Annotated in this window: 21 protein-coding genes; 4 read left to right on the top strand and 17 right to left on the bottom strand. The window is 38.9% G+C overall.

The window, feature by feature from the left end:
• Positions 1-220: 220 nt before the first annotated feature.
• The 3 genes from rpsB to rplM form a co-directional block, all read right to left on the bottom strand.
• On the bottom strand, positions 221-982 hold the full coding sequence (rpsB, locus tag AC00Y6_RS06965; protein WP_474489894.1) for a 30S ribosomal protein S2: 762 nt from the start codon (positions 980-982) through the stop codon (positions 221-223).
• 204 nt (positions 983-1,186) lie between these two features.
• Positions 1,187-1,573: a 30S ribosomal protein S9 gene (gene rpsI, locus AC00Y6_RS06960; RefSeq protein ID WP_474489893.1), complete on the bottom strand. Its 387-nt coding sequence runs from the start codon at positions 1,571-1,573 to the stop codon at positions 1,187-1,189.
• Between the two features lie 5 nt (positions 1,574-1,578).
• On the bottom strand, positions 1,579-2,034 hold the full coding sequence (gene rplM, locus AC00Y6_RS06955) for a 50S ribosomal protein L13 (RefSeq protein WP_072997642.1): 456 nt from the start codon (positions 2,032-2,034) through the stop codon (positions 1,579-1,581).
• Between the two features lie 214 nt (positions 2,035-2,248).
• Here rplM and AC00Y6_RS06950 point away from each other — a divergent pair, with 214 nt between their 5' ends.
• Entirely contained in the window at positions 2,249-3,346 is a 1,098-nt protein-coding gene (locus tag AC00Y6_RS06950) for a DUF3667 domain-containing protein (protein ID WP_474489892.1), read from the top strand.
• Positions 3,347-3,532: 186 nt separating this feature from the next.
• On the opposite strand, the gene AC00Y6_RS06945 is transcribed toward AC00Y6_RS06950, so the two are convergent.
• Positions 3,533-3,865 (bottom strand): hypothetical protein, encoded by a 333-nt coding sequence (locus AC00Y6_RS06945; protein WP_474489891.1) that lies wholly within the window; start codon positions 3,863-3,865, stop codon positions 3,533-3,535.
• A gap of 70 nt (positions 3,866-3,935) precedes the next feature.
• Here AC00Y6_RS06945 and pncB point away from each other — a divergent pair, with 70 nt between their 5' ends.
• Positions 3,936-5,114 (top strand): nicotinate phosphoribosyltransferase, encoded by a 1,179-nt coding sequence (gene pncB, locus AC00Y6_RS06940; RefSeq protein ID WP_474489890.1) that lies wholly within the window; start codon positions 3,936-3,938, stop codon positions 5,112-5,114.
• Positions 5,115-5,156: 42 nt separating this feature from the next.
• Here pncB and AC00Y6_RS06935 read toward each other — a convergent pair whose 3' ends face one another.
• The 11 genes from AC00Y6_RS06935 to AC00Y6_RS06885 all read right to left on the bottom strand — a co-directional run bounded on the left by AC00Y6_RS06935 (position 5,157) and on the right by AC00Y6_RS06885 (position 15,692).
• On the bottom strand, positions 5,157-5,681 hold the full coding sequence (locus AC00Y6_RS06935; RefSeq protein ID WP_474489889.1) for a DUF4252 domain-containing protein: 525 nt from the start codon (positions 5,679-5,681) through the stop codon (positions 5,157-5,159).
• A 3-nt stretch (positions 5,682-5,684) separates the two neighbouring features.
• Positions 5,685-7,010 (bottom strand): DUF4252 domain-containing protein, encoded by a 1,326-nt coding sequence (locus AC00Y6_RS06930; RefSeq protein ID WP_474489888.1) that lies wholly within the window; start codon positions 7,008-7,010, stop codon positions 5,685-5,687.
• A 73-nt stretch (positions 7,011-7,083) separates the two neighbouring features.
• The gene (locus tag AC00Y6_RS06925) at positions 7,084-7,812 is read right to left on the bottom strand and encodes a hypothetical protein (RefSeq protein ID WP_474489887.1); all 729 of its coding nucleotides are present in this window, start codon (positions 7,810-7,812) and stop codon (positions 7,084-7,086) included.
• Positions 7,778-8,296: an RNA polymerase sigma factor gene (locus AC00Y6_RS06920; RefSeq protein WP_474489886.1), complete on the bottom strand. Its 519-nt coding sequence runs from the start codon at positions 8,294-8,296 to the stop codon at positions 7,778-7,780. Before AC00Y6_RS06920 ends, AC00Y6_RS06925 begins: the two co-directional genes overlap by 35 nt.
• Positions 8,297-8,508: 212 nt before the next feature.
• Positions 8,509-9,759: a serine hydrolase domain-containing protein gene (locus AC00Y6_RS06915; protein ID WP_474489885.1), complete on the bottom strand. Its 1,251-nt coding sequence runs from the start codon at positions 9,757-9,759 to the stop codon at positions 8,509-8,511.
• A 115-nt stretch (positions 9,760-9,874) separates the two neighbouring features.
• A complete protein-coding gene (locus tag AC00Y6_RS06910) occupies positions 9,875-10,807 on the bottom strand; it encodes a 2-hydroxyacid dehydrogenase (RefSeq protein WP_474489884.1) in 933 nt (310 codons plus the stop codon).
• 88 nt (positions 10,808-10,895) lie between these two features.
• On the bottom strand, positions 10,896-11,420 hold the full coding sequence (locus AC00Y6_RS06905) for an acyl-CoA thioesterase (protein WP_474489883.1): 525 nt from the start codon (positions 11,418-11,420) through the stop codon (positions 10,896-10,898).
• Entirely contained in the window at positions 11,392-12,090 is a 699-nt protein-coding gene (locus tag AC00Y6_RS06900) for an HU domain-containing protein (protein ID WP_474489882.1), read from the bottom strand. Before AC00Y6_RS06900 ends, AC00Y6_RS06905 begins: the two co-directional genes overlap by 29 nt.
• Positions 12,091-12,241: 151 nt before the next feature.
• Positions 12,242-14,359: a TonB-dependent receptor gene (locus AC00Y6_RS06895; protein ID WP_474489881.1), complete on the bottom strand. Its 2,118-nt coding sequence runs from the start codon at positions 14,357-14,359 to the stop codon at positions 12,242-12,244.
• 232 nt (positions 14,360-14,591) lie between these two features.
• Positions 14,592-15,257, bottom strand: coding sequence for a WG repeat-containing protein (locus tag AC00Y6_RS06890; RefSeq protein WP_474489880.1), 666 nt, complete (start codon positions 15,255-15,257; stop codon positions 14,592-14,594).
• Positions 15,258-15,275: 18 nt separating this feature from the next.
• The gene (locus tag AC00Y6_RS06885) at positions 15,276-15,692 is read right to left on the bottom strand and encodes a DUF2752 domain-containing protein (RefSeq protein ID WP_474489879.1); all 417 of its coding nucleotides are present in this window, start codon (positions 15,690-15,692) and stop codon (positions 15,276-15,278) included.
• 280 nt (positions 15,693-15,972) lie between these two features.
• Here AC00Y6_RS06885 and AC00Y6_RS06880 point away from each other — a divergent pair, with 280 nt between their 5' ends.
• Both AC00Y6_RS06880 and AC00Y6_RS06875 read left to right on the top strand, forming a co-directional pair.
• A complete protein-coding gene (locus tag AC00Y6_RS06880) occupies positions 15,973-18,759 on the top strand; it encodes a bifunctional aconitate hydratase 2/2-methylisocitrate dehydratase (protein ID WP_474489878.1) in 2,787 nt (928 codons plus the stop codon).
• Between the two features lie 361 nt (positions 18,760-19,120).
• Entirely contained in the window at positions 19,121-21,391 is a 2,271-nt protein-coding gene (locus AC00Y6_RS06875; protein WP_474489877.1) for an aconitate hydratase, read from the top strand.
• Positions 21,392-21,454: 63 nt separating this feature from the next.
• Here AC00Y6_RS06875 and AC00Y6_RS06870 read toward each other — a convergent pair whose 3' ends face one another.
• Complete coding sequence (locus AC00Y6_RS06870; protein WP_474489876.1) at positions 21,455-21,823, bottom strand: hypothetical protein; 369 nt, start codon at positions 21,821-21,823, stop codon at positions 21,455-21,457.
• A 9-nt stretch (positions 21,824-21,832) separates the two neighbouring features.
• Complete coding sequence (locus AC00Y6_RS06865; protein WP_474489875.1) at positions 21,833-22,384, bottom strand: RNA polymerase sigma factor; 552 nt, start codon at positions 22,382-22,384, stop codon at positions 21,833-21,835.
• Positions 22,385-22,417 lie beyond the last annotated feature (33 nt).

Here is a 22,417-nt window from a genome sequence, read left to right as displayed (position 1 = left end):
TGTTTCTATTCATTAACGAATATGGATTGAAAATAGAATCTGCGCCCCGACTTGAGCGAAAATCCTTTTTACGGAACGGAGTGGAGTGAAAAGATTGGGAGCGGAAGGCGGATAAAGGCGCCCAAACCTAACAAATTGGTACGATAAACTCAAATCAATTCAAATAAAAAAAGCGATTCAAATTAATTGAACCGCTTTTATATGATAGAAAAATTTCTAATTATTCTGCATCAAAGTCTGCATCTGCATCAGCAGAAACTTTTTCGCCTTCTTCTTTAGATTTTTCTTTTTCTGCTTTTCTTTGAGACTGACCTTCTTTAACAGCATCTGCTACTACAGAAAGAATCATATCGATAGACTTGGAAGCATCATCATTTCCTGGGATTACAAAATCCACTTTTCTTGGATCTGAGTTCGTATCTACGATACCAAAAACCGGGATACCCAATTTTTTAGCTTCTGTAACTGCGATGTGTTCTCTCATGATGTCAACTACAAAAATAGCTGAAGGAAGACGAACCATGTCTGCGATAGATCCTAAGTTTTTCTCAAGATTTGCTCTTTGACGATCTACTTGTAATCTTTCTTTTTTAGACAAAGTTTCGAATGTTCCATCTTTCTTCATTTTATCGATAGCGTTCATTTTTTTAACCGCTTTTCTGATAGTTACGAAGTTGGTCAACATTCCTCCTGGCCATCTTTCTGTGATATAAGGCATGTTAAGTTCAGCAGCGTGTTTTGCTACTACTTCTTTCGCTTGCTTTTTAGTAGCTACGAAAAGAACTTTTTTACCTGCAGAAGTTAATTTTTCCAAAGCGCTACAAGCTTCGTCCAATTTAACAGCTGTTTTATGTAAGTCGATAATGTGAATACCGTTTTTCTCCATGAAAATGTATGGAGCCATATTTGGGTTCCACTTTCTGGTCATGTGACCGAAGTGTACACCAGCCTCTAGAAGGTCTTTTACATTTGCTTTTGCCATGTTTTCTTGTTTTTTGTTAGTTTACTTTCCGCTTTTTTGCAATCAACTCAGCTTTAGATGGGAGCGGAGTTTGGATGCTAAACCTAACGGGCAAAGTGGCTGTTGGCTTCTTGCCGTTGGCAATTGGCTTTCCAGCGTTGGGTTAAAAAAAATTTTAAGAAATCGTTTAGAGCTATTCGCCAAAAGCCAATAGCCATAAGCTTTCTAACGTTTTGAGAATTGGAATCTCTTTCTCGCTTTTTTCTGACCTGGTTTTTTTCTTTCCACCATTCTTGCGTCTCTAGTCAACAATCCATGAGGCTTAAGCGCCAATCTGAATTCTTCGTTGATCTCGCACAATGCTCTAGAAATACCCAGTCTTACAGCTTCTGCCTGACCTGTGATACCACCACCAAAAACATTAACTGTTACGTCATACTGACCTAAAGTTTCTGTCAACAAAAATGGCTGATTTACTTTATAAACTAAAACATCTGTACAGAAATACGTTTTAGCATCTTTCCCGTTTATAGTAATGTTACCAGTCCCTGGTTTTACATAAACTCTTGCAACAGAAGTTTTTCTTCTTCCGATTTTGTGTACTGTAGACATATTAATTATTTGAATTCGTTAACATTGATTACTTTTGGCTGTTGCGCTTCGTGCTTATGCTCTGTTCCTTCATATAAATAAAGGTTTTTGAATAAAGCTGAACCCAATCTGTTTTTAGGCAACATACCTTTTACAGATCTCTCCAATACTTTAAGAGCATCTTTTTTTCTAAGCTCTTCAGCAGTCATAGACTTTTGTCCACCTGGATATCCAGTGTGCCAAATGTAAGTTTTGTCTGCCCACTTGTTTCCGGAAAGTGTAACTTTCCCAGCGTTCAAAACGATTACATTGTCTCCACAATCTACGTGTGGTGTGTAATTCGTTTTGTGCTTACCTCTCAAAATCTTTGCAACGGTAGAAGCTAGTCTTCCCAACGGTTGCTCAGCAGCGTCTACCACAACCCATTCTTTATTTGCGGTAGCCTTGTTTGCCGATACTGTTTTGTAACTTAATGTATTCACAATTTATCGTTTACGATTAAACATAATTTTCCCTTAAAGGGTGTGCAAAGGTATGAATTTTTTCTTGGATGAAAAATTTTCCCTCAAAAAATATTATAATTTTCTAATAGTTAATAGATTAAGATTCCATAACCATTAAGAAAACTTTTATTTTTTCTTAAAAATTCATAACATTAGCATTAGGCTTTTTTATATTTTTGAGAAAAATTATGAAATGAGCCACGGAAAACTGAGAAAGGAAAAAAATTGCCTCAATTGCGGGCACTATGTAGAGGAGCGCTTTTGTCCCCATTGCGGACAAGAAAATATAGAAACCCGGCAACCCTTCTATTATCTGTTCACCCACTTTGTAGAAGATTTCACCCATTATGACGGACAATTTTGGGGAACTATCAAAAATTTACTGTTCAAACCAGGAAAATTGACCACTACTTATCTAGAAGGAAAAAGACAGAAATTTGTTCCGCCCGTTAAGCTTTACATCTTTGTCAGTTTTATCACGTTCTTCCTTTTTGCGGTTTTTCCACCTTTTAATTTCAATTACGGAGACAATAAAGAATCTAAAAGTGAAAAGGAATTAAAAGTCAACAATGTGACAGAAGCAAGTAAAATGTTAGATAGCATCAAGACTGATGGTGCGTTGAAAGGAAGAGATTCTGTGGCTATTAGTAAGGCTAATGCTGTACTTAAAGATTCTGCAAAGCTTAATGAACTTCGGAATAGTTTTGATATGAGTAAAAAGCTTGATGATAATTTTGAGGTCAATGGCTATACGAACAGAAAATCTTTTGATTCTGCAAAAGCAAAAAATCCAAAGTTTTATGATTTCATCAATGTACCTTTTGCTCATAAGCTTTTTGAGTTGAAAGAACAAGGTGTTCCAAAAGGAGAAATTCTAAAAAAACTAGCAGAAACTTCTTTTCATAATCTACCAAAAGCTCTTTTTATCTATCTTCCTGTCTTTGCATTTTTCTTATGGATATTCCATAATAAAAGGAAATGGTGGTATTTTGACCACGGGATCTTCACTTTGCATTATTTTAGTTTCCTGCTGCTAACGATTTTACTATTCTTAATGCTATATAAATTAAGCACCGTTTTGCCAAATTCGGTGAACATTCTCATCTACCTACTTATGAATGTCCTATTTTTTTACAGTATCATCTACTTTTTCATTGCTCATCACAAGGTTTATCATACGCACGGCGTCATAAGCTTTATCATTGGAAGCGTGTTGTTTATGTTTAATTTTTTCGCATTTATGTTTCTAGTAATTGGTCTGGGCGTGGTAAGCTTCCTGATGATGCACTAAATGATTTATCGATTTCAATATTGATATAAATAAACCCTTCCACAATGATGAAAGGGTTTTGTTTTTATAACAGCGAATGGCACGCAGCCCGACCTGAGTGGAGCTCATCCCGAAAAATGGATAGGCAAAAAGCAAAGGCCTTTTCGGGATAGCGGGAACGGAGGGCGGATAAGCTGCCCAAAATATCTAATACCTCAGCGATTTGCTTTCGCGGAAACTGGCGATCATATAATAAGCTACAAACACGGTAGAAAATTTTATGACTGACGGAATCGCAATTTCGAAATTAAAAAAGACCAATCCTACGACTACCAAAACAGCAATCCCAATTAAAGAAATACCCATTTTTTTCACCAGCGGCCATTCTGGATGATCTACAAAATAAGCTAATCCCCAACCGATACCAAATGCGACTGCACTGTAAAGTTTAATCCAAACATTGGTCTCATCTCCGGTAAAATGTTTGATTAAAAAACTGATTAATGTTCCTATTACAAAATAGAGCAATGCTTTTTTCATCCCAAAAAATTTTGACAAAAATAGTAAAACTAAAAAGGTATAGTGTAAATTTGTGTAAAATGATATTTTTATGCGCGAGGTAAGGCTCAACTCTATCCTAGACAATGACTTTTACAAGATCACTATGCAAAACGCTGTCGTGAAACTGTTCACGAACGAAATCGTCAAATACGAATTCATCAATCGCGGAAAACACAGCTTCCCGGAGGGTTTTGCAGAAGAATTGAGAAGATCCGTGAATGCCATGGCAGAACTGAAACTTACCAAAGACGAAAAGAAATACCTTACCGTTACCTGCCCATATCTTGCACTGCCCTATCTTGATTTTTTGGAAGGTTTCCATTATGACCCGTCCGAAGTTAAGATTGAACAAACCGGCACAGAGCTGAAGGTTTCTGTAGAAGGGCTCTGGTACAGGACCATTCTTTGGGAAGTCCCTCTGCTGGCTCTTATCAGTGAGCTTCATTATGAAATGAACCATCTGGAGCGGCAAACCAATGAAGAGGTTATTGAAAAAACCGTGGAAAAAGCTAAACACCTTACCGAACTGGGCGTTCCGTTTGCAGAGTTTGGAACCCGGAGACGGCATTCCTACAAAGTGCACCGCTTGGTGATGGACGCACTGACGCAGGATAAAAGTTCAACATTTATAGGAACATCCAATGTTCACCTGGCGATGTTATACAAGGTAAAACCAATTGGTACGCATGCCCACGAATGGTTTATGTTTCATGCGGCGCAATATGGTTTCAAGATGGCCAATTCTATCGCGTTGGAAAACTGGGTCAATGTTTACCGGGGCGACTTGGGCGTGGCTCTTTCGGATACTTATACGACGGATGTTTTTTTCCAGCAGTTTGACAAGATGTTTACCAAACTGTTTGACGGCGTGCGGCATGACAGCGGCGACCCTTTTGAATTTGCCAACAAAACCATTGCCCATTACGAGGAAAACGGAATCAACCCGCTCTTCAAATATATTATTTTTTCCGACGGGCTCAATCTGGAAAAAGTAGAAGAAATCACGAATTACTGCCGTGGAAAAATTGGTATTTCCTTTGGTATCGGAACCAATCTTACCAATGATGTTGGCCTCAAACCAATGAACATCGTTATGAAACTCATCTCTGTAAAAGGGATTAATAATGAATGGATCCCTACGGTAAAACTCTCAGACGAAAGGGGCAAATACACTGGCGACCCAAAAATGATAGAACTCGCCAAAGAATTCCTGAGGATAAAAGACTAATTATAAAAGCAAGAAAACCACCTAATAGGTGGTTTTTCCTGTTTAGAAATGATTAATTTTGATTTGATTTTTTTCTGTAGCATTGATGATTTTTGAGATATCATCAGGAGAAAACTTCCCCTTCACATCTACAAAAACATTTTGGTTATGATCGTCATTAATATTGATAATCATCCTATTAATTATATCTTTGGCTTGTAGCGCATTGATACTTACCACCTGCCCCTGTTGCCTTACAGACACCCATTCCTGATAATTGTTCCGGTTCAAATATTTCTGGAATTCTGATTTGACAGGTGTTTTGGAACTTTGTATAACCAACACTTTGACATCGCTGATTTTCTTCACAAGGTCAATCACTTCCTTACTATCTCCATCTGCTTTCAAAGCCTGTTTTACATATGATTTGGCCAGAAAGGTTGGAACATTGATGCTGACATAGGTAGAATTATTCTTAAACTCGGGGTTATCAAAAAAATCGGTGTGCACCTTTCTGTGAGAAACCATGCAGGACTGTAAAAAGAAGCCCAAAATAACAAACAGGATAAAATAGATAAAACGTAACATAGCTTAATTAATTGAAGTGATACTTGCGCCCGTAATCTCCTGCGCAGACTTGGTAACTTTAGAAGGATTTCCTCTGTACTGTACCGATGATGCCGAACCTGCACTTGCGGTAATACTTTCGGTGGTGTTTACCTTGATACTGGCTCCAGAAGAAGCATCCACCACAGCAGATCTCGTAACAAAATCGCTAGCAGAAACCGAACTGCCACTGCTGGCACTGTAAACGCCCGAATCTGCCTTGCCGCTCAATTTGATTGAGCTTCCGCTGCTTGCTTCCAGAGCCAGGGATTTGGTTTGCAGACTCATCTTCACACTTACACCGGAAGAAAGTTCTATTGCCGTGGCGGTTGCGACCCTAAAATCGCCTGTAACCTGAGATCCGGATGAAAAACTGGCATTAAAAGAATTTTCTGTAACAGGCGTTGCCGTTTTAAAAGACGCCCCGGATTTGGTGATCAGTTTTGACAATTTTGGTCCGGAGACGATAACTTTCAAACTATTGAAGTTAAGGTTTTTCACGCTTCTGTTTCTCACAAATATTTTCAGCAACCCGTTTTCTACTTCCGTCATTACATATTGCTGCTTGTCCGCATCCACCTTCAGCACTACACTTTGCTTCGGGCTTTGGCTAAACTCTACATCTACACCTGTTGATACTTCTATCCCATTGAATGCGGGGACTACACGATCACTCCCTGTCCCGGAAAAACCGGTATCTGTAGTGGTAAAAGTAGTGGTTCCCGTATTATCTGTAATGGTATGTGTAGAGGTACTTATTGTTTTAGCAGGATTAATAGCGGTTACGTTTTTGCTCTCCTCCATCAGACGGCTGACATCATCCATAGAGATTTTGCCATCAAGCATCATCAGCACGGTATTATCTTCAGACGTGATATTGAGAATCAGATTGTCCAATGTGCTTGCAGAAGTGTTCTGAGCCAAGAATTTAATCTTGTTATCCTTGCTGTTCACCGTCATCAGTTCCTCGTAATTGAGATTTTTAAGCGATGATGTGATTTCCTTTTCTATAGAACCTGTTTGTTTCAGGATTTTTTGATCTTCGGAATCCGCTTTTGACGATGTCCTTGGTTTCTCCAGAATCAACATTTTGAGACCGTTGACCTTGCCCAGCAATGGCTGAATCCTGCCCAGTTCTTCGTTATCAATCTTGAGGTTGTTCAGCATTTTGAACATCGGTTTTGCAATCTTGATAGAAGTCACGCCTTCCTTGTCCTGATATTGGTCAAACAAAGCGTTCAGCTTTTCTGTCTGCCCAAAAATATTGGTAGAGAGCAGAAAAAGAATCATTAATATTGATATTTTTTTCATAATTGATATTAGTAATATTATAAAATACGCTGCGTAAATAATAGCAAATTGGTTACAGCAACTTATTTTGAGGTTAGAAATTTATAATGTTGTAAAGATCTTTAGACATGTTTTGGACATTCTCTGCCTCGGTTATGGTTTGGCTCACGTTACTTGCAAAATAATTGAATGTATCCTCGGTAATGGCAATTGCCTCCTGCTCATTGTAGATAGGTTTCCCATTTATGATGACATAATTGGGGTTGTAGTCAGAGATCCCATTTTTGTCCAATTTTTGGTTATCCGCTTTGTGTTCTTTAAACTCATAATCTGCTAAATAAACATGGTGTTGACCAAGCTCATTATTTTGTTGTTTTTGAGAATTCTTATGTTTGATTTCTGTTTTTGCAATAGCAGTTTCGTTTACTTCATTTACTTTTTCAGAACCAGTTGGTTTTTCAATAGTTGATTTCTTAGCCACATCATCTTTTACGACATTTTGATGGGCGATCTGCTTTTCTGCATCCTGCGCAGTGGGCTGCATCCAAAATACCATGAGTCCAAACATGATCACAAGGCTGGCCGCAAGCCAATACATCATCGGTATTGTTTTCTTAATAGGAATCACCTTTATTTCTTCCGGCTGTTCTGTCCTTTTCAAAAACTCTTCAAAACTAAGATCTAGCTTTTCCGCTTTCTCATCTTTCAGAAATGAGAAATAAGGGTTGTCGCTTTCATTTTTCAGGAACAGCTCTTCCTCTGGCGTTAGCGGCTCGCCGTCAAAAAATCTAGATTCCCAATCCTTGTATCTGTCGCTCTTCATATGCATAAAGTTTGTTTATAGCGTCTTTCACCTTTTGCCGGGCTCGCATGAGGTTAACCCGCACGGCATTTTCTTCCATTTCCATTATCTGAGAAATCTCGGTAATCTCATATTCCTCTACATCTTTCAAGTGAATGACCATTTTTTGTTTTTCGGGCAGTTGGTTGATAAATCCCAAGATCTGTTCCCGCATATTATTTGTTTCTATCTGATAAAGCTCGGAGTTGTGCCTGGTTTGGCTTACAAATCCCAGTTTTACCTCGTGGTGCTTCAGCCGGTTGAGACATTCGTTTTTAACACTCCTTAGGGCAAAACTTTTCAGGTTCTCCACCACTTTTAACTGATCTTTTTTTTGCCAAAATTTCATCATCAGGTCCATTACCACATCTTCGGCCTCGTCTGCACTCGCAAGAAACTTTTTGGCAAAACGGTACATCTCATCTTTGAGAATAAATACCGTTAGCTTAAAGTCGTCTTGAGTCATAATTCCTGTTTAAGGTTTGGGATCCAAAGTTTTCGGTTCTGAATCTTTTAAAATTCCTGGCTGTTTATAAGTAAGACAGTTATGCCTCTTCATATATTACATCAAAAATAAAAAAAGAACTTTAATAATCATTAAAGTTCTTATAATCAGTTTATTATTATTCTATATATTCCTCATGACATCATCATCAATAACAAAGTTCATGTGCCAGATTATTCTCCCCCATTCGCGGCATCCCCTTCTACGCCGCCTTTTGGATTCATTGTTTTTTTGAATTTTTCCATCTCAAACGGAAAATCCTCAAACAAGCCGGATAATGACAACGCCGAATATACTTTCCCGGAATATTTGTTCCCAATCGCGATAATTGTTACTTTGGACTTCAACAGATGCGCAAAAACTGAGTTGGTGCCGTGCCACCAGCCGTTATGGTATGTGAGTTTTTCGCCATTATCAAACTCTTTCATCCTAAAACCGAGTCCGTAATTATTAACACCCTTTTTCTCGTTGCTGTTCGGTTCAAAAATTTTGCCTGCCAATTCAGCTTTCAAAAAATCTTTGGAAAACATCGCTACAGAAAAATTGAGCAAATCTCTTGGTGTGGTATAAACATTTTTGTCACCATAGATCAGATCAAGATTTGACAGTGGGTAAAGTTTATAACCCCCGAGAAAAGATTGTGATGCCGTAGGAATATCTTTTTTCTGAAAAATATAAGTGTGGCTCATCTTGAGAGGTTTGAAAACAATCTCCTGCATTGCTTGGGGGAAAGGTGTTTTTGTAACTTTCTCTACAATCAGTGCGAGCAGTGCAAAATTTGTATTGCAATACATAAACCCAGTATTGGAAATCCTTGCAAGAGCGGGCTGATACTTAATCAACATGTCCAGTACATCCTGATTGGTCAAAAATTCTTGTTGCAATTCTTCGGGTACAGGCTTTATACTTTGGTCAAAATGTTCATATTTTGGCAATCCGCTCCTCTGCGACAGCAGACTGAAAACGGTTATCTCTTTGTAGGGAAATTTGGGGAAAAATTTGGTAAGGTCATCATCCAGCTTTAATTTCCCGGCTTCTATCAACTTGAGAACAGCCATAGAAGTCATCGTCTTACTTACGGATGCCACGTGCAAAGGTGTATTGGCGTCTATCGGCATCTGATGGCCTTCCCTGCCAAATCCCCTGTATTTTTCGAAATAGATTTTGTTTCCTTTCGCCACCAATAATCCTCCGCTAAGGTCGCCCTGTTCCCAAACTTTCTGGTAATAATTATTGATTATGGGCAAAACCGTAGATTGGTCATTTAGCACGCAATCTTCTGGAGTAAAGACTGTGGAAAGGTCTACATTGCCGTAATTAGGCAACTTTGACTCGTATGTTTCTTGTGATTTTTTTTCCTCTTTTTTACAGGAATGAATAGCCATCGCCGCAAAAGCGACGGTCATTAATTTTCTAAAATTCATTATATACCAACTTCTAAAGATCCGCAAGTTAACATAAAATGATTTTTTATCAGGTCTGTAAATTTCTTAAGAACTGTTAAAATATAAGACTGAATTTTTAGATTTTTTTAAGAATTTAATTATGGAAATCTACCAAAATTTTGTCTACAATCACCTGCGCCAGCTTTTCTTTGCTCTGGTGTGTCCACCCGGCAATATGTGGTGTAACAATCACTTTTTCAGAATCTAGAAGAAATTTTAAATCCTGATTTTCTGATTCTAATTTTTCAAAAGAAGATTTTTCGTATTCTAAAACATCTAGGCAAGCGCCTAAAACCTTACCAGCCTTGATGGCTTCTACTAAAAATTTCGTCTCAACATTTTTTCCCCTTGCGGTATTAATGAAATAGAAAGGATGTTTCATTTTCGAAATAAATTCTTCATCAATCATATAATAAGTATCATCCGTCAATGGAATATGAAGGCTTAAAATGTCGGCTCTTTCCTGAAGCTCGCTCAAAGAAACCTGTGTAGCAAATTCATCTGAAAGATTAGGCAAAATATCGTGAAAAATAACCTCAACCCCAAAGCCGGAAAGTCTTTTAGCCACAGCCTTTCCCATGTTCCCATATCCAATAATACCAAAAGTTTTACCCAATAATTCGTCTCCACGGTTTTCTTCGCGTTTCCAGATACCATTTTTAACCTCGTTGGAAGCAATAAATAAACGATTCATCAGCACAAGTAACATCCCTACAACGTGTTCTGCTACAGAATCCCGGTTACCCTCTGGGGAATTGATAAGCTTAATACCTAAGTTCGCGGCTGTTTCTACATCGATATTCTCCATCCCGGCGCCTACTCTCGCAATAAACTTGAGGTGAGACGCATGTGTCAAAAAATTCTTATCCAGCGGAATCCGGCTCCTGATAATAACCGCATCGTAATTTTTGATTTTCCCAAGAACCTCATCGTATCCCGAAGTATGGTCTTCTTCTATCTCAAAACCTTTTGCTGTTAGCTGTTCAGTAATTAATGGGTGATTTTTATCAAGTTGGAGGATTTTCATAATTTAAAAATGAAATGGTTAATAATGAGAAGAAAAACCTTCTTACAAATTAAAAAACGGACTATAAAGCCCGTTATCAGATATTTTGTTAGGCTTCGTCACCTAAGAATAATTTTTTAAGTTCTATAGAATCTGCAGGTTTCATCCTGCCGGAGAGGATGAGTGACAGTTCTTTTCTGCGCAAAGCCGCATGAAAACGCTCCACTTCTTCTTCGGATTCCGGCTCCAGATGCGGAATTGGCACTGGCTTGTTAAACTCATCCACCGCAACAAAGGTGTAAATCCCAGTGTTGGTATGTGTTTTTCTTTGATTGATTGGGTCATCCAGCCACACATCTACATAAATCTCCATAGAGGTAGAAAATGCCCTGGAAACTTTGGCTTCCAAAACTACAATACCACCTTCTGGAATTGGCTCATCAAAGGACACATGATTGACAGAAGCTGTCACCACCCTTCTCTCACAGTGTCTGGTAGCCGAGATAGATGCCGCACGATCCATCCTGGCCAATAGCTCGCCCCCGAAAAGATTCCGCAAAGAATTGGTCTCATTCGGTAGGACAATATTAGTCATTATGGTAAGGCTATCTATTGATTTTTTGGATTTTTGCATGTGTTGTAGATTTTATAGTATCTGTCTTGGCAGAATCTTTTTTAGGAATTACAATAGTCTTCTTCGGTGAGGTTTTCTTGAGGATTTCTTTTTGAGGAATCTGAGACGATTTTCCAAAAATCAGTTCCTCATCTCCAAAAATAAAAATAGCAGCCACTCCCAAAAGAATGATGGCGAGGAAAGTCCAGATAATATTTTTCCGGAATCTGTAATCCCGAGAAACGTCCTCTTTCTTTGTTTTAGGATGTTTTAGGGTTTGCAGGTTGATTTCCTCATAACCAAAAACATCTGTATTGTTATCATCAATTTTAACAACCTCCCCCGTCTCATCCATCTGAAACTGCCCCAGATGTTTGAGATCTAACACCTGCTGCTCCTGGAGTAACTTCTTCCAATTGGCCACTTCTGCCTTCATGTTCATCTGCACTACAAAAAGGTTGTCGCCAGTTTCATCGGCGATGTATTTTGCCAGATGATTGGAAAAGACAGCAGGTTTATAAGAAAACACCACAGTCTCCCTAGGCGGAGTGATGATGGCATTTTCCGCATCAATCTTCGCGGACTCTTTGGTTAGTTGAAAAACACCAAAATCCGGCACCTCTGCGCTGTTATTCTTAAGAAGATATTGATATAATAAATATTCAAAATTCATCGGCACAAAACTACACATTTTTAGGATTATAGGAAACAGAAAAGCCTGCCTTTTACAGCAAGCTTAGAATTGATATAAAAATTGATTAATTTGATAACACTTGATCTAATCTGTCATCAATTAATTCTGAATGAATGAAATTATCTGTTAAAAATTAAACTCTTACTCATTATTTGATCTTGATGGAAACACCAAACATAAAGTTGATCCCCGCTTGTGCAAAGTAAATTGGACCATCATCAACATAACCATTGTTAACATACTTGGTATTTGTGAAGTTGTTTAGCAAGAACCTCAGGCTTACATCCTGTTTCTGCAATGGCAGCTTGTAAGACATAGAGAAATCGGGAACAAAATAAGAATCTAACTGATTAACCGCTGTACCCATATTATCAAGATATTGCTTACCTACATATTGTACCGTTACTCCCAAATTAAAATCCTTAAATGGAGAATATTGAACATTTCCATTGGCGATAATATTAGGAGAAAAAGAAATCTGTGTATTCCCATAACTCTGCAAGGCGCCAGTGCTATCTTCTGAATAGAAATTACGATTCCTGTTATCGCTGAAAGTGGCATTTGCGGAAACCTGCAAATCTTTCGTCAGCTTAGACACCACACCTAATTCTACCCCTAGCCTATAACTTTTTCCGCTATTGGTGCGTATGAATTCTCCCACATTATTGATCTGCCCATTCAGAACCAACTGATTAACATAATACATATAGTATGCATTGGCCGTAAAGGATATCTTACCCAAATTTTGCTCCAATCCCAGCTCTACATCATGTAATGTCTCTGGCTTGGTATAAGGATTTGCAATAAGGTCATCTCTGTTGGGTTCTCTATGAGCATTGGCATAAGAGGCAAACAATTTTCCATTGTTGATGATATAATTAATCCCGGCCTTAGGATTGAAAAATGTCCACTTTTTATCCATATCTATGCCCTCACCATCCCCTTTCATTATAATTTTGGCATCATAGCCAATGTTACGCAACTGCAAATCTCCAAAAAGTTCTAATGCACCCAATTTGTAAATCGCTTTAGCAAAACCAGCAACTTCATTTTTCACCGAACGGTTTCGGTAATATTCAGATTCATTAATCTCTGGAAAATAAACCCCGGTTACATTGCCATAATGTCTGCCGTAATATTGGTTCGCAACCGCACCAAAATTAAGATCAAGATTTCCAAGATGCCCGTATAATGTAGATATTACACCGTAGAAATCATTGTTCAGCCATTTTTTTCTGATAAAATCTGACCTTTTAAGTTCTGTTCCGTTCTCAAATATATTAGGAAGATTGTATTTAGAAAATTTGGCACCTTGTTTATAATTCTCATACCATCCTTTGCCTTTGGTATAATGCGCTGTGGTTTCCAGTTTCCAGCTATCGGAGAATTTTTGATTCCATAATAATTGGTAATGATTTTGTGTGTAGTTATCATTCTCATTATTATAAAAGCTGACAATATTTTCCCCGCTGGCATCGTAGATAGCTCCAGATTTATTAAATTTTGGATCAACCTCCCACTTTGCTCTGGTTAGGCCGCTATTCCACGCTTGATGTGTTTTTTCTTTTCCGCCAAACGCTAAGAATCTCAGCTCTGTATTTTTTTCCTGAAACATCGCTGTAAAATTATAGGAATTGAGTTTGGACGCTGCACGGTCTATATATCCATCAGACTGGATGTAGGTATATCTTCCCATTACAGACAGTCTGTTTTTCCAAAATTTTCCAGAATTGATCTCCGCAGAATACTTTTGGGTATTGAATGAGCCGTAAGAATCATCTGTCTTTACCGAAAATGTGTCTGACGGATCTTTCGAGATTACATTAACACTCGCCCCAAATGCAGAAACACCATTAGATGACGTCCCAACCCCTCTTTGAATAACAATCTGCGATGCCGAGCTGGCCAGATCCGGGACATCTACAAAAAAGGTTCCTTGAGATTCGGAATCGTTGTAGGGCACGCCATTCATCATAACATTAATGGCTGTTCCGGCAGTTCCCCTGATCCTAAAACCAGTGTAACCAACGCCGTTCCCGGCATCCGAAGTGGAAACCACCGACATTTGATTTTTGAGCAAAATTGGTAAGTCCTGCCCCAAGTTTTTGTCGGCCAAATCCTTTTCTACATTAATAATGGTTTTGGCAACCGGCGTCCTCTTTGTAAACGCAACAGCCTGAATAGATGTCACTTTTGCCGTGTCCTGTACTGTTTGTGAAAAATAAAACGGAGCGATGAAAACCCCTAAAAAAACAAATCCTTTCATTCTTTTAAATTTTTAATTGTTAAAATTTATAGGAATAAAAGGGGCGACTATAATATAAATGATAAATGATGTTTGATAAATGATCTGTTTCACTACTATCATTTATCTGTTATCATTCATCAATTATAATGAATGTTTCCCTAAACAGCATTACCTGTTCTAGGTTCATTGGGTATAATCTCAGCTTGTGACAGCACCCCTTAAATTTCTGGCTGCGAAAATACACATTTTTTTAATATGCCTTATTATTTTCATCCACAAAGTAATAATTTTTGCCATCCTGGGAGACTTCAAATAAGTGAGCAGTCTTCCAAGAAAGATTAACCTTGATGTCATTATAGACAAAAGGAAGAATGATTTTATTAGCTTTATCCACAACGCCAAACCTGTTATTTTTTACTGCGACAATCATGGGGTTTTCCCGGTCACTATTCAAAACATACAGCATATCATATTGTGGATAGATGTCAAAATCCTTGTATCCACCTAGGTCTATACTATCTTTGCTTACCAATCCGTAATTGCCATTCAGGGCAAAAGGTTTGTATTTTGGTGCTTCATAAGGCTCCTCACATTTTCCGAGATCGGCTTTTTTATATTCATAAACCCGGGCACCCTTTTTATTGATCCGGTAAGTGATATTGTTCTTCTCAACCGTAGCATAGTTTGCAGAACCGAAAATTCTTAGATTTTTTTTGGGAGAATTAAGGAGATTGCAATCCTCGGTAAAAAACATGGCAATTTTATACTCGGGGTTAATAATTGTTTTACCCTGCTGGTTCACATACCCTTTTTTCCCATTAATAGTTTGGGGAATCAATTTTGGGACAGGACTATTCTGTTGAGAAAATGCCAGCACAAAGCATAAGATGCCGGGCATGATTAATAAGTTTTTCATCGTCAAAAGTGTGTGTTTCTAATGTTCAAAAATACCTCTGTAGAAATCGGTATTCCGAAAGAGCGAAAATAGCAAAACTATTATTAATGCCGTAATGATAAATCCCCTACTGCGAAAAAAAGTAAGGAGCCAGTCACGAACTTTATTGTTTTTGACACACAACAGAAGCCAGACAACCAGCAACATTAAAACCACTACAAACAATGGATTGTAACGAAATGCCTCTCCAAGACGAAAATGAAGCAACGCATGGAACGCACGCTGAGATCCACATCCGGGACAGTCATATCCCGTAACAGACTTTAGTGGACAGGCCACGAATAAGGAGCTTTTTACCGGATCAAATTGATAATAAACCAAGACAAGCACTGCAGCCAAGCCCAATACCAAGGTATTAATTAGCAGCTTTTTGTTTGGATTATTACCGGAATTCATTCAGGGATGTTAATGCTATAATTTATAAACTATTATGATACAAATATAAAGAATAGAAAAAACTTATCTAATTTATTTTTAATCTAAATTATTCTATTCTTAAAAATCTTAAGAATTTCGTAAATTTGGGCGAATTTAATTCAAAAATAGTACCGTGCTTATACTTTTTGTATCTAAGACGGTTTATTAACATTATTTACGCAACCTTAATACTTTGAAAACCTGAATCTTTCAGGTCAAAATAAATTGGGTTGTTATCAAACATTATAAAGACATCTATATGAACTTGTATCAGGATTACCTTAAAGAAATTGAAGAAAGAAAAACACAGGGACTTCACCCCAAACCAATTGACAGTGCTGCTTTGCTTAGCGAAATCATCGCACAAATCAAGGACGTGAATCACGAATACCGTGCAGATTCTCTTAACTTTTTTATCTATAACACCTTGCCGGGCACAACAAGTGCAGCGGGTGTCAAGGCTCAGTTTCTGAAAGAAATTATTCTGGGCATTGCTGTGGTTGATGAGATTACACCAGCTTATGCTTTTGAGCTGTTATCTCACATGAAAGGTGGACCTTCCATCAAAGTATTGCTGGATCTGGCTCTTGATTACGATGACCAAGCGATTGCAAAAGAAGCCGCAAAAGTGCTTAAAACACAGGTTTTCTTATATGATGCAGACACAGACCGATTAAAAGACGCTTATGAAAACGGCAACGAGATTGCTAAAGATATTTTGGAAAGCTATGCAAAAGCAGAGTTTTTCACAGAAGTGCCGGAAGTGCCGGAAGAAATAAAAGTGGTAACCTATATTGCTGCTGAAGGGGATATCTCTACAGATTTGCTGTCACCAGGAAACCAAGCACACTCCAGATCTGACCGTGAACTACACGGAAAATGCATGATGTCGCCACAACAACAGGAAGAAATAAAAGCTCTACAGGCTCAGCATCCTGATGCAAGCGTGATGCTTATCGCAGAAAAAGGGACAATGGGCGTTGGTTCTTCCCGTATGTCGGGAGTAAACAACGTAGCGTTGTGGACAGGGAAACAAGCAAGTCCTTATATCCCGTTTGTTAACATTGCGCCCATAGTTGCTGGTACCAACGGTATTTCTCCAATTTTCTTAACCACTGTTGATGTAACTGGAGGTATCGGGATAGATTTGCAAAACTGGGTAAAAAAACATGATGCCAACGGAGAACTGGTAAGAAATGAAAAAGGAGAACCTGTTTTGGAAGAAGCTTATTCTGTGGCTACAGGAACCGTGCTTACCATCAACACAAAAGAAAAAAAATTATACAACGGTGACAAAGAATTGAAAGATATCACCAAATCTTTCACGCCTCAAAAATTAGAATTTATCAAAGCTGGCGGTTCTTACGCTATCGTTTTTGGTAAAAAAATACAAACTTTTGCTGCTAAAACTTTAGGGATTACAGCTCCTGCAGTTTTTGCACCGTCTAAAGAAATCACAATCGAAGGACAAGGTTTAACTGCCGTTGAAAAAATCTTCAACAAAAATGCAGTAGGCGTTCCCGAAGGTAAATTACTACATGCCGGATCAGATGTTCGTGTAGAAGTGAACATCGTTGGTTCTCAGGATACCACAGGACTTATGACTTCTCAGGAGTTGGAGTCCATGGCTGCAACAGTCATTTCCCCAATCGTGGACGGCGCTTACCAATCAGGTTGCCACACCGCTTCGGTTTGGGATAAAAAAGCACAGGCAAACATCCCTAAATTGATGAAGTTTATGAATGACTTCGGTGTTATTACAGCAAGGGATCCAAAAGGGGAATACCATGCGATGACCGATGTTATCCACAAAGTTCTTAATGATATTACGGTGGACGAATGGGCCATCATCATTGGTGGAGATTCGCACACAAGGATGTCCAAAGGTGTTGCTTTTGGTGCCGACTCCGGTACTGTAGCATTGGCTTTGGCAACGGGTGAAGCTTCTATGCCAATTCCGGAATCTGTAAAAGTGACTTTCAAAGGGAAAATGAAACCTTATATGGACTTCCGTGATGTGGTGCATGCTACACAGGCTCAGATGTTGAAACAATTTGATGGTGAAAATGTTTTCCAAGGAAGAATTATCGAGGTTCACATCGGGACACTTCCTGCTGATCAAGCCTTTACATTTACCGACTGGACCGCAGAGATGAAAGCTAAAGCTTCTATTTGTATTTCCGAAGATGATACGCTTATCCAATCTTTAGAAATCGCAAAAGGAAGAATCCAAATTATGATTGACAAAGGAATGGACAATCATAATCAAGTATTGCAAGGACTCATCAACAAAGCCAATAAGAGAATCGAAGAAATCAAAACAGGTGAAAAACCAGCTTTGGCTCCTGATGCTAATGCCAAATATTATGCAGAATTAGTTGTTGACCTGGATCAGATTACAGAACCAATGATTGCCGATCCGGACGTTAATAACGAGGACGTTTCCAAAAGATACACCCACGACACCATTAGGGATCTCACCTACTATGCTGGCGAGAAAAAAGTGGATCTTGGTTTCGTAGGATCTTGCATGGTTCACAAAGGCGACCTTAAGATTGTTTCTCAGATGTTGAGGAATCTGGAAAAAGTAAATGGTAAAGTAGAATTTCAGGCTCCTTTGGTTGTTGCAGCACCTACCTATAATATTATTGATGAACTAAAAGCGGAAGGCGATTGGGAATTGCTAGAAAAATATTCCGGTTTCGAATTCGATGATAATGCCCCAAAAAACCATGCCCGTACCGAATACGAAAACATTATGTACCTAGAACGCCCTGGCTGTAACCTATGTATGGGTAACCAGGAAAAAGCAGAAAAAGGTGACACAGTTTTGGCCACTTCTACCCGTCTTTTTCAGGGAAGAGTTGTTGAAGATTCCGAACGTAAAAAAGGAGAATCCCTATTGGCATCCACACCGGTAGTTGTTTTATCAGCTATTAAAGGTAGAATACCAAGCATCGAAGAATACAAAGAAGCAGTGGAAGGAATTGATTTAACCACATTTGTCCCTTCTATCAAAGAACTGGTAGCAGTTGGGCATAATTAATTTTAAAGTAAAGGCTCACAGCTTTTCTTAATACTAAAAGGAAGATTTCATCAGAAAATCTTCCTTTTTTAATTTTAGATCCAAAGCATGAATTATCATGTTGAGCTTCTAGTGGATATTTTTAAACGAGCTTTTTTTAGAACGATTCCATTTAAGCTTATTTACCTTTAATTTCATCTACTTCAAATACGAGAAATTTCTTTTTTCCTTAACTTGATAGCAATAAATTATTGCACCTATTCATCGTATTAATCCTATTTTAAAGACTATAGGAATAATGTTTGATAAATAAAAACAAGTTGATTTCCTACTCAAATCATGATTTTGGGATTTACATTATTATTAAAATAAAATTATAGATATGACTTTTGACTTGGATATGATTAAAAAAGTTTACGCTGATTTCGAAAACAGGGTAAATGAAGCAAGAGCTTTCATGGGAAGGCCTCTTACTTATTCTGAGAAAATCCTTTGTGCGCACCTTTTCCCTTCGCAGCATAAAGACGCCTTCAAGCGTGGCGACTCCTATGTAGATTTTGCGCCGGACAGAGTAGCTATGCAGGATGCCACGGCGCAGATGGCACTTTTGCAGTTTATGCAGGCTGGTAAGAAAAAGGTAGCTGTTCCATCAACGGTTCACTTAGACCATTTGATACAAGCAAGAATTGGAGCAGAGAAAGATTTGGTTGATGCCGAAAATAAAAATAACGAAGTTTACCAATTCTTAGAATCGGTTTCTAATAAATATGGAATCGGTTTCTGGAAAGCCGGTGCGGGGATTATCCACCAGGTGGTTTTAGAAAATTATGCCTTCCCTGGCGGAATGATGATTGGTACCGACTCCCACACCGTGAATGCCGGTGGATTGGGTATGGTGGCCATTGGTGTTGGCGGTGCGGATGCCGTAGATGTGATGGCAGGAATGGCTTGGGAACTGAAATTCCCGAAAATGATCGGCGTCAAATTAACGGGAAGACTTAACGGCTGGGCTGCTCCTAAAGATATTATCCTGAAAGTAGCCGGAATCCTGACTGTTAAGGGCGGAACCGGTGCTATTGTAGAATATTTTGGAGAAGGAGCACAATCCCTTTCCTGCACAGGAAAAGGAACAATCTGTAATATGGGCGCAGAGATAGGCGCGACAACCTCGATCTTTGAATATGATGCCAACATGAGCAAATACCTCCGCTCTACGCACAGGGCAGATTTGGCGGAAGCAGCTGATGCGGTAGCCCACGTTTTGAAAGCTGATCCCGAAGTGCATGCCGATCCTGAGAAATATTATGATCAAGTCATCGAAATTGATCTTAATAAACTGGAACCTTACCTCAACGGGCCATTTACACCGGATTTAGCGACTCCTATTTCGCAAATGAAAGAGATTGCTGAGAAAAACGGCTGGCCAACCAAGATAGAAGTGGGATTGATAGGTTCTTGTACCAACTCTTCTTATCAGGATATTGCCAGGGCTGCATCCGTAGCCAAACAGGCCAAAGAAAAAAATCTAGAAGTAAAAGCAGAATATACCATCACACCAGGATCTGAGCAGGTACGTTTTACCGTAGAAAGAGATGGTTTCCTCAAAACATTTGATGAGATTGGCGGTAAAGTTTTTGCCAATGCCTGTGGTCCATGTATTGGGCAATGGGCGCGTGAAGGCGCAGAAAAACAGGAGAAAAACACCATCGTCCACTCCTTTAACAGAAACTTTTCCAAAAGGGCAGACGGAAATCCTAATACTTATGCCTTTGTCGGTTCGCCAGAATTGGTTACAGCATTAGCTATTGCAGGAGATTTGAGGTTCAATCCATTGACAGATAAACTTAAAAACAAAAACGGTGAAGAAGTTTTACTTGACGAACCAAGTGGTGACGACTTGCCTACGTTGGGTTTTGATGTGGACGACCCAGGATACATTGCGCCTGCAGCGGATGGTTCCAATGTAGAAGTTATCGTATCCCCGGCTTCGGATAGGTTACAGATTCTTGAAGAATTCCCGGCATGGGACGGACTGAATATTACGGGTGCCAGATTACTCATCAAAGCTTACGGAAAATGTACGACAGACCACATTTCTATGGCTGGACCTTGGTTAAAATATCGCGGACACTTGGATAATATTTCCAATAACATGTTGATTGGGGCGGTTAACGCCTTTAACATGGAGACTAATAATGTCAAAAATGAACTGGACGGCCAGTACAAACCCGTTCCGGATAGTGCAAGACAATACAAAGCGGCGCACATCCCAACGATTGTAGTAGGTGATGAAAATTATGGCGAAGGTTCCTCTAGGGAACATGCCGCCATGGAACCAAGACACTTGGGCGTAAGGGCTGTTCTGGTAAAATCCTTTGCAAGAATCCATGAAACGAACCTGAAAAAACAAGGTATGTTGGGATTAACGTTTGCAGATAAAGAAGATTATGATAAAATCTTGGAGGATGATATCATTAATTTCCTAGACCTTGATCAGTTTGCGCCAGGCAAACAACTAACCTTGGAGTTTGTACATGCTGATGGAAGCAGAGATACCATCAAAGCTAATCATACTTATAATGCAGGACAGATAGAATGGTTTAAGGCAGGTTCTGCCCTCAACCTTATCAAAGCAATGGAAAGAGAAAGTTAATTATATTCCTTTTCTATAACAATAAAAAAACCTCACAGATTTGTGAGGTTTTTTTATTTAAGATCAAACTTTCTCCTGCTCTGGGTTTGGTTTGCAAAATTTGCTTTCAAAGCGTTGTTTCCACATTTCCTTGAATTTTTCCCGCTCCTCTTCGCTGTCACAAAAACGGGATTCCCATTTCTGTTTCCATGCGCTTTTATAATCATCATTACAGGAAGAATGACCTCCAAACCTTTTTTTACCAGAGTAAGAACCAAATAGTATTTTGGAAATCAACAAAATTCCGAAGGCCTGCCAGTAGCTGATGCTCCTAACGCCCAAAACATCGGGTAAAATGATATTCCACAACCATTGGAAAAACCAAATAAATAATCCGATTGCAACAATTACAAAAGGAAATATCATCCAAAACTTTTTTTTATGCTTTCTCATTTTTTTCTTTTAATTTTTAAGATCGATGTACAGTTGCTGCAACCTTTTTCGCAAATGCTTCACGGCATAAGACTTCCTACTGATGATGGTTTTGATATTCTCACCTTCTTCATTGGCAATCTCCTGCAGGGTTTTATCTTCCAGCTCGTTTTGTACGTAAACCCGTCTTTGTTTCTCGGGCAATTCGTCTAGTGCGTCCATAAGTTCTTTCCAAAACATCTCTTTGAACACCGCTAGTTCCGGGCTATTGCTGTCGTCTGCCAAAAGAATATCTTTCACATTCAGTTCACCGTCTTCATCCTGATAGACAAAATCTTCCAGGGATTCGGTTTTCTTTTTGCGATAGCTGTCAATAATTTTATTACGCGTTACCGAGTAAAGCCAGGCTCCCACATTTTCCAACTCATCCAGATTGGTTAGCCGGCTGGTCTGGAACCAGACTTCCTGAAGTATATCTTCTGCATCCTCAGTCTTTGCCACTTTAGAATTGATAAAGCGCAAGAGCTGTGAGCCGTAATTTTTCACGACTTCTGTTATTGATGCAGATCTTTTTTCGGTCATTGGCTGTAAAGATAGCGACTCCATATGAATATG

It is taken from the genome of Epilithonimonas sp. (genome assembly GCF_056329745.1).
This window is presented reverse-complemented; position numbering and strand designations above follow the sequence as displayed.